Raw genomic sequence first — 14,524 nt, 5'->3', positions numbered from 1 at the left:
ATCGCTAACTAGTTTCTGCCCGGCCACGGGCTTTCTGAGGCTGTAACGCCATTAGGGGTTGGGGCGAGTGACCATATGCGTGATTCGATTCCGTCGTTTTGTAGCTTCCGCATGAAGTAACGGGCTTGAAGAGCGTCATGGGTTGCAATCACGACCTGGAAATCATGATCGACGATGTAATCACGAAGTACATCGAATACCGACGCTGCATGTACCAAGTCATGATGCTGGGTTGGGTCGTCTAGAAGCAGGCCGCGCCAGGAGGACCACTGATGATCCAGCGCCATTGACAGCAGGAAAGTTAGCTGCAAATCCGTCAGCTGAGCCTCACTGGCTATCGCCGGTACCGGGACTAATTCCCCATGGAGCGGCACTGACACTTCAGCACGCTCCTTTCTATAGAGGCTGCGAAAATCCAGATTCGTCCCGGTAAAACGCTGCTCTCTAACCACTCGCTTCAAGAGCGCCTGCCAGCGCGGTACTACGGCGAGTACGTGTTTTTGAACATTAGCGATTTCGGAGGATAGGTACTGATTGAACGTGTCCATCGCATCGGATAGCAGCGATAGACGCTTCTGGCCCGATTGTTCTTTCTCTACCCGTTGACGAAGATAGGCGGTGAACTCATCCTCCGACAACTCGCCGCGACGACGATCCAGGAGACTCTGAGCGAGACGCGCCTGCTCCAATTTGCTCCAGGCACCAATCTCGATTTTGATAGTTTGTAGCGTTTCTGAGTGTCGAGCCAGCTCGGTGACGGCGGACTGCAACTGAGCTTCTCGACTGCTCGCAACCTCGGCAGTTGGATCGCCGGGGAATGATAGCTGGCGCCAGGACGCTCGGACAGTAGCAAGTCGAGATTGGACATCGGATAGGTGTTTTTCCAGATCAGATATCCTACTCATCACTTCGGTCAGTTGAACCTGCTGCCGATCCAAGGCGGATTGCTCGGTCGTCAGCTTGGCGCTCAGGTCGGCGATCTGGCTGGCATTTTGGTTTTGCGCCAAAGACAACTCCTGCAGAGTTTGTGCTGGCGGAGCGTCTGCAGTGATCGCTGCCAATGCTGCGGTTGCCTGCTCAAGCTTGCTGCTGGCCTCTGACCGGCCCTGTCGGGCGGAGTCCAGTGCACGAACAGCCGAATCGTAGGCGTTTTTGGTCTGATCAAAGACTTCGGGGGCTGGTGGGGCCGCAAGATTGCGCTGCTTCTCATCGAGTTGGAGCTTGGCTGAAGCATTTGCATCTTCGCGGCGTCGGATCGACTCTTTCGCGAGAGGTAGTGTATCGCCGTCGAGCAGGATGTTGGTTCTGAGATCTTTGATGTCTGCTGTCAGGCCCGCCTGCTGGAATTCCAGTTCAACAATCCTACCCTTGCATGCCCTCAATTCTGCTTCGGTATGTGTTACCGCCTCTTTGCATTCACGCAAAGCATCAGTTGCTTTCTTGACGCGTCGTTCGGCGTCGACAACATTAGGGTCGATAGCCTCCAAAGCCTTGGCAACACGTTCATGAAGGCCTGCTGCTCCGTGCTCTTCACCACATAAGGGGCAGTCACCGCGATCGCTTGGCAGGTGGGCCGCGATGGACGCCACGGCTTGCCGTATCGAATCAGCGGCCGATATCAAAGTCTCGTGATGGCTCTTCGCGGCCAGCTCCTCAGCTTCAGCGGATACCCTTGACGAAATCGCGGCTTGGAGCCTTTCTTGAAGGACATCCTCTTGCGCCTCTTCACCACGTATGGAGCCCGTAACATCTGCAACGTGCTGAAGCGTCTGCTCCCAGCGCTCCAAGAGTTGATGAGCGGTGAGAAGGTCAGCGTCTATTTGTAGCAACGCCTTGCGTTGCCTGTTGATGAGGTCATGTTGGACGCCGAGCTGCTCGTTGCGTTCATACTCACTACGCAACGTGGAAGCCTGAGACTCAGCGCTGGTCAAAGCCTTGTCAGCGGTCTCCAGTAGCTGCTTGCGTTGATCGACAGCCTCTTTGGCCTGGGTCTCATTTACGTGCCGATTGAGCTGCTGAGCGATGGCATCACGCTCACCTTCTGCAGTGACCAACTCCAGCAGGAGTCTCTCATGACGGGCAGCTACTAGGGCGCGATCCTGTTTCTTCTGTACAAGCTCCTGCGTAACAGCTACCAGACCATTACCAAGCTGCTCTGAACGTGCTTGCTCAGAAACGAACCGGCCTATGAGCCCGTCAACCTCAGCCAGCGCCGTGATCTGATCACGAAGTCGGTTTAGCTTGGCTTGTACCAATTGCTCCAATGCATCGTGCGCCGTTTCCAAGCCATCCAGGCCCTGCGGCGGCACCAGTAGGCCTGCGGGCAACTGCTCGAAACTCTGCGCCTGGCGCGCGATGTCCGAAATGGATTCAGCGATGTTTTCTTTACTACGAAGTGCGCCTTGAGACTGAGAAGCTGCCAGATCCCGGTCAAGGGTCAAGCTTTGCCATTCACCAAATTCTGCTTCAAGTGTTTCGAGTGTGCTCTTGGCTTGTTTCAGTTGCTCAGTGAGCGCGCGGCGAATGCCGCCAAGGGCAGAACTCACCTGGGTGCCATCCTTGCCAATCGGCAACCGTGCCAGCTGAGAGCCCGCAACTTTGGCATCCGCCTTTACCAGCCATTCCCCTTCTCGCTGATCAAGCAGATGGGTAAGCCTCAGCAGAAACGGAATGTCCTCAGGGTTTGTATCTGGAAAAAGAGGGCTGAGGTCGCCCGTTCTTTCAACATCACCAATATTGCTCACCTGAGCAGAGGCTTGCACATCACCGAAATCCAGGCTCACTCGGGCCATGGTTTGAGTGTCTCGAATGATTGGTGAAAGATTTTCGCCGAGTCGGGAAATCTTGCCGGTGAGACCGAACTCGATGGCTTCGAAGATCGCCGTCTTTCCGGTGCCATTGGGGGCCAAGAGAATGGTTGCACCGCGGCTAAGCTCAATCGTGGTATCAGCGCCAAACCTGCGGATGTTGGATAGGGTAATGGACTTCAGCTGTTTCATTGGGAGTCCTCGTCACCAAACGCCGCAACCTTCAGGGCTTCAGCGATGTCACCGCCTGATTTTCCAGACAGCAGTAATTCTCGCCACGTCTCAAGATGCGGCACCGCCCAGGAATGTGCCAGGCCCAGCGAGCCCAGGGACGCTAGCAGTGGATCGCTGATATTGTCTGAGCTACCGGCGGGGGAAAGAGTCGCCAAGAAACTACGGTCTAGAAAGGAGTCGATATCTTCCTGCCCTCTGACCACTACCTTTCTGCAGAAGCGATCGTCCGTCTCGAGGCGAGCTGCGTCTTCTGACGCAATGCCTTCGATGAGCATGAACATATAGAGGTCGGCTGTTTGCGGCTCCGCAAGCATGTCACGAACATCCGCTGCCCACCGAAATGCGCCTTGGATTTTTGCCGAATCGAAGGGAAAGGCTGCAATCAACACAGTCCGCCAGCCTGCACCTTCCTGATTGACCCGTTTGAGCTGCACCGTAGTAGAGTCGATCTCAATCGACGGCGACGCTAGTTCAAACGTATCAGACAAGGAAACTTCATAGCGACCTTCAGCACGCTTCGAGATGGCTGCAACCATCTCCGGGATTGTTAGCATTTCAGAGTCCTTTCGCGTTCTTCTCGATGGCTGACTCGCGGGCTAGCAGTCGATCTTGCCATTGTTTAGTGAAGTGTTGGCGCACAGAGGCCAGACTCCCCCTACGCAGATGATTAAACGCCCCAGACCGCGTGACGAGCAGGTGCGGCTGGCGCTCGGCCGCCATACTGGTAGCCGTTTCGGCGTCGTCAGCCATCCCCATGTTCAATAGCTCTGAGGGGGAGGTGCTCACGCCTGACAAGATTACGACCGGGGCAGGGGAAGGGCCGATAACCGTCATCAAAGAATCGTCAGACAGCTCACGGACTTCTGGAGCGCAGCCAGCGGGGCCAGACCAGTACTTAAGTGCGATGCTCAGCACCTGCCCACAATCCGGGAAGGACGCCCAGTCGGTGCCGTTTCCACCGACCCCCACCGCAACCAGCAACAGGGTTTCAACTGCGGTGACCAGCAGATCCAAAGTGCGAGGGCCAAGGCGAAGTGCGTGCTTCGCATTTTTCCCTTCCGTTTCCGGGTACAGAAGCTGATCCAGAAATTTTCGGCGGCTCTCGGGATTATCGGCGAACCCGTCCAACCATTCCAGCCAAACCGTTTCCATGGCGTCAGCGAGGGCAGGATCTGTAATGGCGGTAAGCTTTTCAGAGACGCCTTGAATAAGGCGCTGCCACACTAAGTCGTCCATGGCGCTTGCGAGCGCCTCAGCTTCCGCTCGGGCCGCGCCTTGTGTCTTGAATTCATGATCCAGTGCGCACGCAAGACGCTCAGGGTTTTCGAGCCACGGGAGATTATTCAGGTCGCTCTCTGCACAACCGAGCGTGTACCCGACTTCATGACCGACGCTACCGCGCCATGTTGGTTCGCCTAGCATCAGACTCTGACTGCCATTAGGCAGGTGTAAAGCCATGCGCAGTATTGCTGCTGGAAGAGTGAGATTTGCTCCGATGGAGGGCATGTATGGGGCGTATATCCTGAGCTTCCGGTTTCCAGGCTCACTACTCCACATGTGCTCCACAACCCCCTGCGCGGATCGGGGAGCCACCCCACCAAGGTCATGAGTCCCTGCGAACGACCATGACCTGCCGGCCGGCAGAACTTCGTCGCCTAACAGATACTGAGCCCAGGTTTCGATATCTGGGCGAAGCTCGTCCTTGAGCTCTCGGACTACCGCATGGCAGCCCAAAGCTGACACGTCAGATGTCTCGCCAGTGATGTACGTTATCAGGCGTTCAAGCGTCCGTTTCGGATCGGTAAAGTGCCGGCCGAGAGATTCAACGGAGCGTTGCTCCAGGGTCGCATCGTTGCCTACACAGACTATGGTGACTCGACACAAGGTGTCCCTGATCTGATTCCAATCTTTGAACCCACACCAAGTCGTGAGCCAAAGATAGGTTCGTTCGGTGGGGCCGTCCTTGCGATTGGCAAGTTCGTCCAAGTCAAGTCCGTCTTGGCGACACAGTTTGCACAAGGCATCCAAATGGTCGACGGTCAGGTCTTTTTTGATCTTCAGGTGTGCACCGACGAGGGTCAACCGAAACTGACGATCCGGGAGGGAATCGAAAGTGCCCAAGCCGGCGTGCTTAGCGAGGCTGGCGAATGCCGAGTCTATGACTGAGCCCGCAGGCTCAGTGTCGGCAGATGCACCTTTGGATGCCTTGGCTGAGTGTTTGGTCTTGTCTGGATTCTTGGTGCAAAAATCACTGGCCTGGCGTTTGACCTGCAGATGCTCAAAGGAGTCTGGGGAGTGGAGGATGACCACGTCATCCCATTCTTCGATACCGCCCTGTTCAGCGCCGATCGCGAGCGGAGCGAGCCTCCCAGTCAGGAACTTCTCAAGCATGTCCGACAAACGCTGAGCAATCACCAGCCTCTCGTAATGAGACTTCTGCTCCAGCCGGAACCTTCTGATCATACCGACATCCCTTCACTTCATTATTGTCCTGACCAGCTCCGCTGGCAATGTGCCACATGCTACCACTCGAGATGACTCAGTGGTGCGCACCTATGAACTCCGCACCAAGACGCTCCTGCTAACAATTAATAGCTAAAGCAACAACGGCATGACTGGGACGCGCTGCTCCCGCCTTACACTCTGGAGGTTGCGATGGCGTTCAGGTGGAGTCAGCATCTTGAGTGGCGTATACTCTGCTACGTCATGAGCATGTTTTGTGATAAAAATCCTTTTATAAACAATATATTGTTTATTTTATATGGATAGGTGAGAGGCAGCATGATTACCGAAGAACGCTTGAAAAGGGCTATCGCGTTGCGCAAGGACAATGTGTTCCTGCGTTCCGAGTTCGCTCGTTTTGGCAGCCCGGCCCAGCTCTCCCGAGCCTTGAGGCAGCTCATTGCTGAAGGTGTGCTGGTCAAGCTGGGGCTGGGTGTGTTCGCCAAAGCTAAGCCCAGTGCGTTGACCGGCAAACCCATCCCTGTGCAACCCCTCGAGGTGTTGGCACCGCTGGTTCTGCAAAAGCTTGGTGTCAAGGTGAAGCCTTCTCAGGCAGTGCGCGATTACAACTCGGGTACTTCCCAGCAACTGGCTGCTGGCATTGTGCTGGACACCGGACGCCGCCGGATTACCCGCAAGCTGGGTTTCGGCAAGCAGACGGTAGCCTATGAAAGCCATCACGCCTGACCAGTCCGAACTGATCGAGTCGGTATTGGCTGAACTCGATGTCGGCCTGCTGACTGCCAGCATCCTGGAGAAGGATATCCACGTCACGGATGCCTTGCGCGCCTTGCTGGGCATGGAGTATCCCGCAACCCATCTGGTGTTCTGCGGCGGTACCAGCTTGTCCAAGGCATACGGCCTGATCGAGCGCATGTCCGAAGATGTGGATCTCAAGGTTGTGTTGGACGAGCCGAGCCTCGGTGGCGCCTCCGCAATCAAAAAGCATCTGAGCCATTTGAAGGTGGAGGTGGCACGGCGGCTGGAGTCCATGGGATTCGTCGAGGAATCGCAGCAGCGTATTGCCCGTAACCAGAATCGCTATTTCGCTACCCGATGGCAGTACCAACCTCGCTATGGGCATGACGCCAGCCTGAGACCCTACCTGAGCCTTGAGCTTACGGTTCGTAGACCACAGTTCGCCACTACGCGCCAGCCCCTGGATTACTTGGTAGAGCGTTTGGCGTCATGTTCCCAGCCTATGGGGCAAATCGAGTGTGTGGCAGTTGAGGAGACCTTGGCGGAGAAGGTGATTTCTTTTTTGCGTCGATATGCTCAACACCGAGCGGGTGCCATGCATCAGGACTGGGATCGGACGTTGGTCAGGCATATCTACGATGTCTTTTGCATTTGTAGAGCAGACTCAAAGATTACCGAGCGGGCAGTCGAGGGGTTTCAGGCCCTTGTGGCGTTCGATGTTCAGGAGTTCGGCCAGCAGTTTCCGCCGTTCGCTTCCGAGCCCAAGGCAATCCTTTCCGCTGCACTGGGGCAAGCCGAGAAGGATCCCGCGATTCGCGAGGACTATGAAGCACGTTTGCTGCCGCTGGTGTTCGGCTCGGTCAGGCCTGGTTTCGATGAGGCCTACGGCGTATTCCGCCGACAGGCTGAGCTCTTGATTGATGTATTGTGACCCGCCTATGACGCCGTTGTGTGAGTGGATAAATCCAATATTTTGCTTGTTATATGGCCAAGTTCGGCCATAAGCCTGGAATTCGTGGAGTTATGTTGGAGGCTGGGTTGATCCCGTTTCCGGGAAGGGCATGAGCCCCTCCCGAGGCATGTGCCGTTGAAGCCATCTATGCGCAATGCCTGCGTGAGAGCGCCATCGATACCCCGGACACCGAGCGCTTTGAGTTGCCGAATGGACAGCTGTCTTCGCTACCCATCGATTCCGACCGTCATAATGGCATGCGTGTCCCCATGCAAAGCCTTGCCGCCTTTACCGGCGCGCTGGATTACACCAATTTCTTACGAGCGACCCAGTACTGCTGCAACGACGTGCGGGAGAAGGCGGTTGCCTTCGAGCGGATCGTGTTCAACGTGGCGTTCAACAACCGCGATGACCACCTCAAGAATTTTGCCTACCTCATGTCTTCTAGCGGCCAATGGAAGCTGGCCCCGGCTTACGACGTGACTTTCTGCGAAGGGCCGGGCGGATACCACCAGATGGACGTGATGGGGGAGGCGCTTCGTATCACGCGTAAGCATCTGCTCAGGCTGGCTGTGGAGGAGGCGGATCTATCGTCCCGGGACGCCGCCGACGTCATCGAGCGGATCTGCCAGGTAGCCAGCGGTTTTACTGCCAGCGCCAAGCGCCAGTTTCCTCGTAGCATCACCCGAGACACGCTGCACACGATTCAGGCACGCATCGACGACAATATTGCGCGGCTCAGTTAGCAAACTTTGCCTCGGTTATTGTGATAGGGCGGCGCGCCCGGCCGATAACGCTCTGCTTACGATCCTTGAAGGCGTCGGTCAGCTTCTTGCTGAAGACGTGCTACAACAGCACCAGTAGCCAATAAGCGGGCGTATTTCAGCCTATCGCATCTCCATCGTCTGTTTTTCTCAGGCCACCACAAGACCTCGTTGGTTCGTTTTGTCGCAGGTCGGCATGGTGGTTTCGATGCTGGTGAGGTAGGGGCAGGGGTGTATACTTTGGCAAATTTTGTCAAAGCCGGACGAAGCCATGAGTACCATGAACATCTCCCTGCCGGACGCTCTCAAGAGCTTCGTCGATGACCAAGTCAGCCAGCGAGGCTACAGCACCAGTAGCGAATATGTGCGGGAGCTGATTCGCAAGGATCAGGATCGGCAGCACCTGCGTGGTCTGCTGCTGGCCGGGGCAGAGTCGGCTTCCACTGCTCCTGTGGATGGCGACTACTTCGAATCCTTGCGCGCCAGGGTTCGTAAGGCTCGGGGATGAAGGCCAAGCCGGTCATTCCGCGAGCCCTTGCCAGCCAGGATGTAGAGGACGCTGTCAGCTATTATCTGGGGGAGCAGGCCGAGCAGGCTGCACTCGGGTTTATCGATGCTCTGGAAAATGCCTATACCCACATCAGCCGCCATCCAGCCTCGGGTATGCCTCGGTACGCCCATGAGCTGGCTTTACCAGGGTTGCTCTACTGGCCGCTGAAGCGCTATCCCTATCTGGTGTTCTACGTTGAACGCGATGACCGTGTCGATGTATGGCGCGTCTTACATGGCGTGAGGGACATTCCTGAATGGCTGGTTGAAAGCGCCTCTCATTAGACTCGTTGTGGTTGAGTTATGAGTGACTGCACTCTCCTTGAAGCCCAGTCATTTCAACATTCCTGAAGCTATCGCGCTTGCGGTCGAATGGGCATGGGGCGAGCGCATGGATCAGTGCGGACTAAATTTCTGAATGACGTGAGTTTTGCACTGTATTCACTGATCTGAGCTAGCTATCAGTATCTGTCGAAGCTATCTCAGACACCGCTCTATCCCAAAGTCTTTCAGTATTAGAGGCCGGTCTTCTCAACCCCAGCGACAAGGTTCCCATTCTCTTGAGAACTTCATTGCGTTCGTTTTCGAATAGACTGATTGCTTTTTCTTTTATTGCATCAGTTGGAACATGGGCGGCATAGGGGTTGTCGAGTTGAAGTCTGATCTGTATCAGCTTCATGATTTGCAGTTCGAACTGGGTTTGCGTTGCCCTTAATATTTGTTCTATTTCCATGTTATCTTTCTCTAATTTCTTTATCTCCCTAAGGTGCGCTTCTTTTTGGTGTTTAAGTTTTTTCTTCGTCTCGGCGATTGCTTCTTTGTGTTCTTTGATCCGCTGTTGTTCATGCCCTATGAGTTTTTCAAGCGCATCCGTGATTGTTGAGAATGTTTCATTGGCTATTTTATCCAGTGCACGTTTCTTATCATGCGATAGAATAAATGTATAACTTTTCCTCTCTGAATGTTTGCTCCTTGATTTCCTCTGGCGCCAAGCATTTCTTAGTTGTGACTCGATTTCTCGATTATTAGCGTCGTTTGCAAGGCTTGGCTGAGTTCCATATGGTTCAAATGCAGTGTTGTCAATGTAGCATTTTTTACTTCGTAAATACTCTCGAGCCCATTGTCTATCTTCTTTGGGGATTTTATTAATCCATGGAAATATTATAAGTTCATTCTGCATACTTTTTAACATAAAATAACCATACTAATTATTAGTGTTTTTGTGCCGTTACAGGTGCCGTTACAGGTAGCGTTACGTGTAACACGTATGCCGGTTTTTCAGACGTTTTACCAGCCTTTTTTTGAGATTTCGCGGTGCGATTTTGTCTCAGCCCTATGGCCTAGCTTTCGAGGTAAGGGGGGAACGTGGCATTCACTGTATGGACAGAAAAGCGATCAATCGTGATAAGGCGCCTCACTCTGGTGAGCTTGAGCTACTGCCAGAGCGCTCTGGCTCTGACGGAGACTAAAAATACTCACCAACCAATCCTCTGAATGAATTAGAGGAACCCGCTCATGAGAATAATTCGCCTGAAAGAAGTCTCCAACGCCACCGGGCTGGCGCGTTCGACCATCTACAAGTACGTATCAGAAGGGTTCTTTCCCAAACCAGTGCCTTTGGGCGACCGGTGTGTGGGTTGGCTGGAGAGTGAGGTACAGGGCTGGATAATTGCCAGGGTCGAAGAGCGAGATATGTGATTGTTGTCGTGCTGTCGGTTATGCCGTCAGTGATAATGGTATTTTTCCCGAGCAGCATCTGTTTCTTGTCGGTTTTCTCTGTGGCGTATTTCGTGGCCTTGGTCAGGGCAGTGCTCTCTAGCACTGTCGGTAATAGTAATATGCTTAATGAGAGGAATATATTTAATACTCGTGGTGGTTAGTTTATGTGACTAACCACTGGAGTATCTTAATGAACCGCCATCCTGAAAACAGCAATCTGCTTCTTCACCATGAGCCTCACTATCGAGGGCTCCCTATCCAGATGCAGAAAGGCCCCTTCATTGCCCAATATCTTGATCGTCTCTACACGACGATGAGCCGTGCGCTTGATGAGTATTCGCGAGTGCTGGCCTTCAGGGTCGACCTTCGTTTTCCTGCAAGCACGGATCTGGCTGGTCTCGCCAATGCGAACCAGGCCCTCAACCGATTCTTCGAATCGCTCAAGGCTCAGATAAGGCACAACCGGCAGGTTGCCAGTCAATCGAACGAGCGTGTGCACGGAAGCAGCGTGAGGTATGTGTGGGCCAGGGAGTTGGGACGGTTGGGACGTCCTCACTACCACCTGGTGATTTTCTTGAACTGCGATGCCTACTGCAGCTTGGGCAAGTACGAGTTGGGCAGGGACAACCTGTTCAACCGACTTCACAAGGCGTGGGGAAGTGCGCTGGGGTTGCCGGTCGAGGCAGTCGCGGGTCTAGTCGAGCTGCCAAAGAATGCTGCCTACGTGCTACGACGTGACTGCTTTGCAGACATGGCGGACTTCTACAACAGGGCAAGCTACCTGTGCAAGGTTGCTACCAAGCAGTACGGTGACTGGCAGCATGCATTCGGATGTAGTCGGATCTAAAAAAAGAACTGTCGCCGGTTAGGGGCGAGCGGCCCCAGTGATGGAGCTGCTCGGCTTTGGCTCTTGAGGTGGCGAGAAACAGGTTGGCTCAGGCTGCGATAGATTCCAGAGGCTGGCATCGGTCTCCCAGCCGCTGTCGTGGCTCGCTCCAGCGACACGAATAAGCAGGGAGCAAGATGGCCACGCAAGTGCTTGCTGATACAGGTCTGCCAGTCGTCCCGGTACGATGCTGTCTTGTTCTCCGATCAAATGCCGTTGGGGCATGGCTGCGAGCCGGTCACCGTAGTCCAGCGGATCCAGTGAACCGCTGAGAGGCGAGAGCCCTCCGGTCTTTGTCCAGAGCCTTGGGCTGAGGTTGCCCGCGATGGTCTGGACGAAGCTGACGTCGTCGCGTTGCGCTGCCAGCAGCAATGCCAAAGCTGCGCCTCCGGAATAGCCCACCAGTTCGAATTCCTGGTTGCCGTAGAGCGTCTTGAGCTGACCCAGGGCCTGGCCGAGGCTATCGACGATCTCTTGGGAAAAGCGGCGGTTCGTCCAGAGTTCGGGCCTGCAGGCTGGAGCACTGACGAACTGGCAGGGGCGGGCCAGATAGACATTGGGATAAGGATCATTGGCTGCCAATCTCGCCATCAGCAGGTTGCGTGGGCTGGGATCCAGGCTCGGTTGACTTGAGGTGATCCAGGCATGGCCATCGCCCTCCAGGTAGACCCTGAGGCGCGAACCAGTGGGAACCTGTCGCGGCAAAAGCAGGGCAAGTGGGTAGGGTTGATCCTGGAGGATTTCCAGTGCTCGACCCTGCTCATCAGCCAATTGCTGCAGGGCTTCCTGGGGCGTCTGGCATCCAGCGAGAACGGCGCTGACCAGCAGCGCCATCGTCATTCGATAAAAGCCGGCCTGCTTGAACAGGCCGGATAGGTGGCTTCTCATCAGAAGTCGTAACGTACCTTGGCGGTGAAGGTGTCGGCGTTGAAGTCGGTCTTGCCGACATAGTCGTAGCTGAGACCCACGGTGATCGCGCCGAGACGGTAATCTGCACCAATACCTGCTTCATAGCTGTTGCGCACGGAGCCGGCACCCTGCGTCACGAACGGCGTGCCGCCCAGCAGGAAGGTCGAAGTGCTTTTCGCCTCGTCGGCGGCGAAGTCATGGTAGGCCATCAGCTTGGCCTGGGGTTGCAGGTTACCGCGTCCGAGCGGGAAGTTGCCTGCCACCCGCACGCCGGCACCCAGTTCCGCCACTTCGTAGCGTTGATCCTCGACCCTGAGCGCCGCGGACGAGCCTTTCTCGCGGTAGCCGTCGATATCCACCCGCGTGTAGCGGGCTGCCAGGCGAGGTTCGACCAGGAACCGGTCGTTCAGGCGGTAGGTGTAGCCGCCGACCAGGCTGGCGCCGAGGACGTTGCTGTCGTAGTCGCCCTTGGCAGTTGTACCGGCGATACGACGCTTGCTCTCGTTGTCGTAGATCCCGTAGCTCAGGTTGGCATCGACGAAGTAGCCGCCCTGTTCGAAACTGCCGTACAAGGTGAGGGCGTTACCGTCGACATCGGTGGTGTTGCCGCTGTCACTGTTCACTCCGGTGTGCAGGAAGCTATAGGCCACGCCCAGGGTGAGCTGATCGCTGAGCTTTCCGTCGGCACCGATGGCGATGCCGCGGCTGTAAGCGTTGAAGCCGGCCACGCCGTCGCGCAGATCCTGGTTGGCATCGCTGTACAGCGCCTGTGCCCAGACGCCGGTGCCCTGCAGGGCGTCGCCGGATGAGGCACCGCGTAGGCTGCTGGTGCGGTTGCCGGTGACATTGCTGACCAGGGACTGGCCGCTGGTGGCAGCCTGGGTGGCACCGCCATTGACCTCCGGCGTCAACTGCTCGGCCAATGCCTTCAGCGCGGCAGGATCCTGCGACGCATTCACGTAGGCCTGGAATACCGGATCGTTGGGGTTGTTCTGCGCCAGCCCGGTGACCACCTGGCTGAACGCCGCCCCGGCACGCTGGGCATTCTGCGTGCCACCCACGTTGCCGATCTCTTCGCCCACCTCTTCCTCGGCCTTGGTGCTGATCTTGGCCACGATCTGGTTGCCCTTGATGGTGAAGGTGTCGACATTCAGCAGCGCCGAGCGGCTGGTGACGCTGAGGCCTGCGTCCTCCAGGCTGCCGGCCTCGACCAGCGTATAGGTGCTGCCATCGGCCGTGAAATCGCTGCCCCGGGCTGCCAGTTGGATCTGCGAGCCGTTGGCGAATGCCGCGGTGCCGGAGACCGCGACCACCGCCTTGCTTGGGTCGGTGGCGCCGCTCAGGTTGAGGCCCAGCGCGGCGTTCTCCGCGACATTCAGGTTGCCTTGGATGATGGTATGTGGCTGCTCGAACTCCAGGCGAGCGGCCGAGCTGCCACCCACCTGCACCCAACCGCCATTCTTCATGCGGATATGGGCGCCGTCCTCCGTGGCATCGTTGCCTGTGAAGGCAACCTGGCCGGTGATGTCGATACTGGCCAGGTCGATCAGGTTGCCAGTGATGCTGCCCTGATCCCACAGCAGTTTGACGTCGCCGCTGGCGAAGGAAGCATCGATGGCTTCATCCCGGGAGATGATGGTGCCGCTGTTCTGTATCACCAGCGTATCGACGGCGTCGGTACTGTCGATGTCGAAGGTACCGATCTCGATGGCTGCATCGTCGGACTGGATCAATCCCGTGTTCAATACTTGTACTGGCGATCCGGCAAAACTGACGCCATCCAGTTTGATCGGTGTGGCGTCCTCGCCACTGGCAACGATGCTGCCGTGATTCTCGATGCCGCCGAGGTCGGCGCGATCGCCTACGGCATTAGCCGTAGCCAGCAGGCCGGAAGCGTCTTCTCCGCTGACCTGGATCAGGCCATGGTTGATCAGCTTGCCGGTGATGCTGCCTCCCTCGAGCAGGATGCCGGATGCTTCTTCGCCATCGGCCAGGATTTTGCCGCTGGCCGCATTGATCAGGTCACCGTGAATGGCGGCGGAATCGACCCGTATTCCCGAAACCCGCTCGCCCGTCATCGTAAGGCTGCCGTTGTTGATCAGATCGCCCTGTACCCGGGTCGTCGATCCGGCCGATGAAGGATCGGAGTCGTCTCCAGCAGAGGCTAGGTCGACGGCATTGAGCCCGTTGCCGGTCGCATTCACCGAGGCGTCGAGCACCAGGTCATCGTTGAAGACATCGCCATGGAACTGCAGCGGCTGGACGTCCTGGTTGGAGAAGGTACCCGTGACTTCAACGCGGTCGGCATAGGTGTTGCCGGCGCTGTGGATTCCATCGTTGGTCAAGGTGAGGGCCTGGGCCGCCAGCGGGAGAGTACTGGCGGAAATGGCAAGTGCCAGAAGCCGTTTGCGGTAGGTAGGGGGTGTCATTGTGTTGCTCCTTGCATGACTGCGTGTGGGTGTTGGCGTGTTTTTGTTGGCTACAGGCGGGCGTTGTCAGTCCG

The 14,524-nt window shown here is 56.3% G+C and carries 12 protein-coding genes and 1 pseudogene; 7 read left to right on the top strand and 6 right to left on the bottom strand.

What is annotated here, in order from left to right:
• Positions 1-8 precede the first annotated feature (8 nt).
• The 3 genes from DNK34_RS02415 to DNK34_RS02405 are packed head-to-tail and all read right to left on the bottom strand — an operon-like array spanning position 9 to position 5,504.
• Entirely contained in the window at positions 9-2,999 is a 2,991-nt protein-coding gene (locus tag DNK34_RS02415) for an AAA family ATPase (RefSeq protein WP_131174554.1), read from the bottom strand.
• Positions 2,996-3,595 (bottom strand): ABC-three component system middle component 1, encoded by a 600-nt coding sequence (locus tag DNK34_RS02410; RefSeq protein WP_131174553.1) that lies wholly within the window; start codon positions 3,593-3,595, stop codon positions 2,996-2,998. The genes DNK34_RS02415 and DNK34_RS02410 overlap by 4 nt, the downstream gene beginning before the upstream one ends.
• Position 3,596: 1 nt before the next feature.
• The gene (locus DNK34_RS02405) at positions 3,597-5,504 is read right to left on the bottom strand and encodes an ABC-three component system protein (protein ID WP_131174552.1); all 1,908 of its coding nucleotides are present in this window, start codon (positions 5,502-5,504) and stop codon (positions 3,597-3,599) included.
• Between the two features lie 318 nt (positions 5,505-5,822).
• Here DNK34_RS02405 and DNK34_RS02400 point away from each other — a divergent pair, with 318 nt between their 5' ends.
• The 5 genes and pseudogenes from DNK34_RS02400 to DNK34_RS02380 all read left to right on the top strand — a co-directional run bounded on the left by DNK34_RS02400 (position 5,823) and on the right by DNK34_RS02380 (position 8,792).
• Positions 5,823-6,230, top strand: a complete 408-nt coding sequence (locus DNK34_RS02400; protein WP_131174551.1) for a DUF6088 family protein — start codon at positions 5,823-5,825, stop codon at positions 6,228-6,230.
• Positions 6,211-7,173, top strand: coding sequence for a nucleotidyl transferase AbiEii/AbiGii toxin family protein (locus tag DNK34_RS02395; protein WP_131174550.1), 963 nt, complete (start codon positions 6,211-6,213; stop codon positions 7,171-7,173). Before DNK34_RS02400 ends, DNK34_RS02395 begins: the two co-directional genes overlap by 20 nt.
• Before the next feature lie 143 nt (positions 7,174-7,316).
• Positions 7,317-7,940: pseudogene (locus tag DNK34_RS02390) on the top strand (type II toxin-antitoxin system HipA family toxin); the annotation flags it as partial.
• A gap of 289 nt (positions 7,941-8,229) precedes the next feature.
• Positions 8,230-8,466 carry a type II toxin-antitoxin system ParD family antitoxin gene (locus tag DNK34_RS02385; protein WP_131174549.1) on the top strand — a complete coding sequence of 79 codons (237 nt, stop codon included), beginning with the start codon at positions 8,230-8,232 and terminating at the stop codon, positions 8,464-8,466.
• Complete coding sequence (locus tag DNK34_RS02380; RefSeq protein ID WP_131174548.1) at positions 8,463-8,792, top strand: type II toxin-antitoxin system RelE/ParE family toxin; 330 nt, start codon at positions 8,463-8,465, stop codon at positions 8,790-8,792. The genes DNK34_RS02385 and DNK34_RS02380 overlap by 4 nt, the downstream gene beginning before the upstream one ends.
• Positions 8,793-8,961: 169 nt before the next feature.
• On the opposite strand, the gene DNK34_RS02375 is transcribed toward DNK34_RS02380, so the two are convergent.
• Positions 8,962-9,687, bottom strand: a complete 726-nt coding sequence (locus DNK34_RS02375) for a hypothetical protein (RefSeq protein ID WP_165497454.1) — start codon at positions 9,685-9,687, stop codon at positions 8,962-8,964.
• 335 nt (positions 9,688-10,022) lie between these two features.
• Between DNK34_RS02375 and DNK34_RS02370 the strand changes: the two genes are divergently transcribed.
• Positions 10,023-10,205 (top strand): helix-turn-helix transcriptional regulator, encoded by a 183-nt coding sequence (locus tag DNK34_RS02370; protein ID WP_131174546.1) that lies wholly within the window; start codon positions 10,023-10,025, stop codon positions 10,203-10,205.
• A gap of 211 nt (positions 10,206-10,416) precedes the next feature.
• Positions 10,417-11,073 (top strand): inovirus Gp2 family protein, encoded by a 657-nt coding sequence (locus DNK34_RS02365; RefSeq protein WP_131174545.1) that lies wholly within the window; start codon positions 10,417-10,419, stop codon positions 11,071-11,073.
• An 18-nt stretch (positions 11,074-11,091) separates the two neighbouring features.
• Here the strand turns inward: DNK34_RS02365 and DNK34_RS02360 are convergent, their stop codons facing one another.
• On the bottom strand, positions 11,092-12,000 hold the full coding sequence (locus tag DNK34_RS02360; protein WP_165497295.1) for an alpha/beta hydrolase: 909 nt from the start codon (positions 11,998-12,000) through the stop codon (positions 11,092-11,094).
• A complete protein-coding gene (locus DNK34_RS02355) occupies positions 12,000-14,450 on the bottom strand; it encodes an autotransporter family protein (RefSeq protein ID WP_131174544.1) in 2,451 nt (816 codons plus the stop codon). The genes DNK34_RS02360 and DNK34_RS02355 overlap by 1 nt, the downstream gene beginning before the upstream one ends.
• Positions 14,451-14,524: the final 74 nt, after the last annotated feature.

Origin of the sequence: Phytopseudomonas dryadis, from assembly GCF_004327355.1 — a bacterium.
GTDB classification, from domain to species: Bacteria; Pseudomonadota; Gammaproteobacteria; order Pseudomonadales; family Pseudomonadaceae; genus Aquipseudomonas; species Aquipseudomonas dryadis.
The sequence above is the reverse complement of the archived record's forward strand: the minus strand, read 5'-3'. Positions and strand labels throughout refer to the sequence as shown.

Excerpts from the sequence above, each read along its gene's own strand:
- DNK34_RS02355 (WP_131174544.1), bottom strand. The coding sequence starts at position 14,450 with ATGACACCCCCTACCTACCGCAAACGGCTTCTGGCACTTGCCATTTCC.
- DNK34_RS02380 (WP_131174548.1), top strand. The coding sequence starts at position 8,463 with ATGAAGGCCAAGCCGGTCATTCCGCGAGCCCTTGCCAGCCAGGATGTA.
- DNK34_RS02375 (WP_165497454.1), bottom strand. The coding sequence starts at position 9,687 with ATGCAGAATGAACTTATAATATTTCCATGGATTAATAAAATCCCCAAA.
- DNK34_RS02365 (WP_131174545.1), top strand. The coding sequence starts at position 10,417 with ATGAACCGCCATCCTGAAAACAGCAATCTGCTTCTTCACCATGAGCCT.
- DNK34_RS02395 (WP_131174550.1), top strand. The coding sequence starts at position 6,211 with ATGAAAGCCATCACGCCTGACCAGTCCGAACTGATCGAGTCGGTATTG.
- DNK34_RS02405 (WP_131174552.1), bottom strand. The coding sequence starts at position 5,504 with ATGATCAGAAGGTTCCGGCTGGAGCAGAAGTCTCATTACGAGAGGCTG.
- DNK34_RS02410 (WP_131174553.1), bottom strand. The coding sequence starts at position 3,595 with ATGCTAACAATCCCGGAGATGGTTGCAGCCATCTCGAAGCGTGCTGAA.
- DNK34_RS02360 (WP_165497295.1), bottom strand. The coding sequence starts at position 12,000 with ATGAGAAGCCACCTATCCGGCCTGTTCAAGCAGGCCGGCTTTTATCGA.
- DNK34_RS02370 (WP_131174546.1), top strand. The coding sequence starts at position 10,023 with ATGAGAATAATTCGCCTGAAAGAAGTCTCCAACGCCACCGGGCTGGCG.
- DNK34_RS02385 (WP_131174549.1), top strand. The coding sequence starts at position 8,230 with ATGAGTACCATGAACATCTCCCTGCCGGACGCTCTCAAGAGCTTCGTC.
- DNK34_RS02415 (WP_131174554.1), bottom strand. The coding sequence starts at position 2,999 with ATGAAACAGCTGAAGTCCATTACCCTATCCAACATCCGCAGGTTTGGC.
- DNK34_RS02400 (WP_131174551.1), top strand. The coding sequence starts at position 5,823 with ATGATTACCGAAGAACGCTTGAAAAGGGCTATCGCGTTGCGCAAGGAC.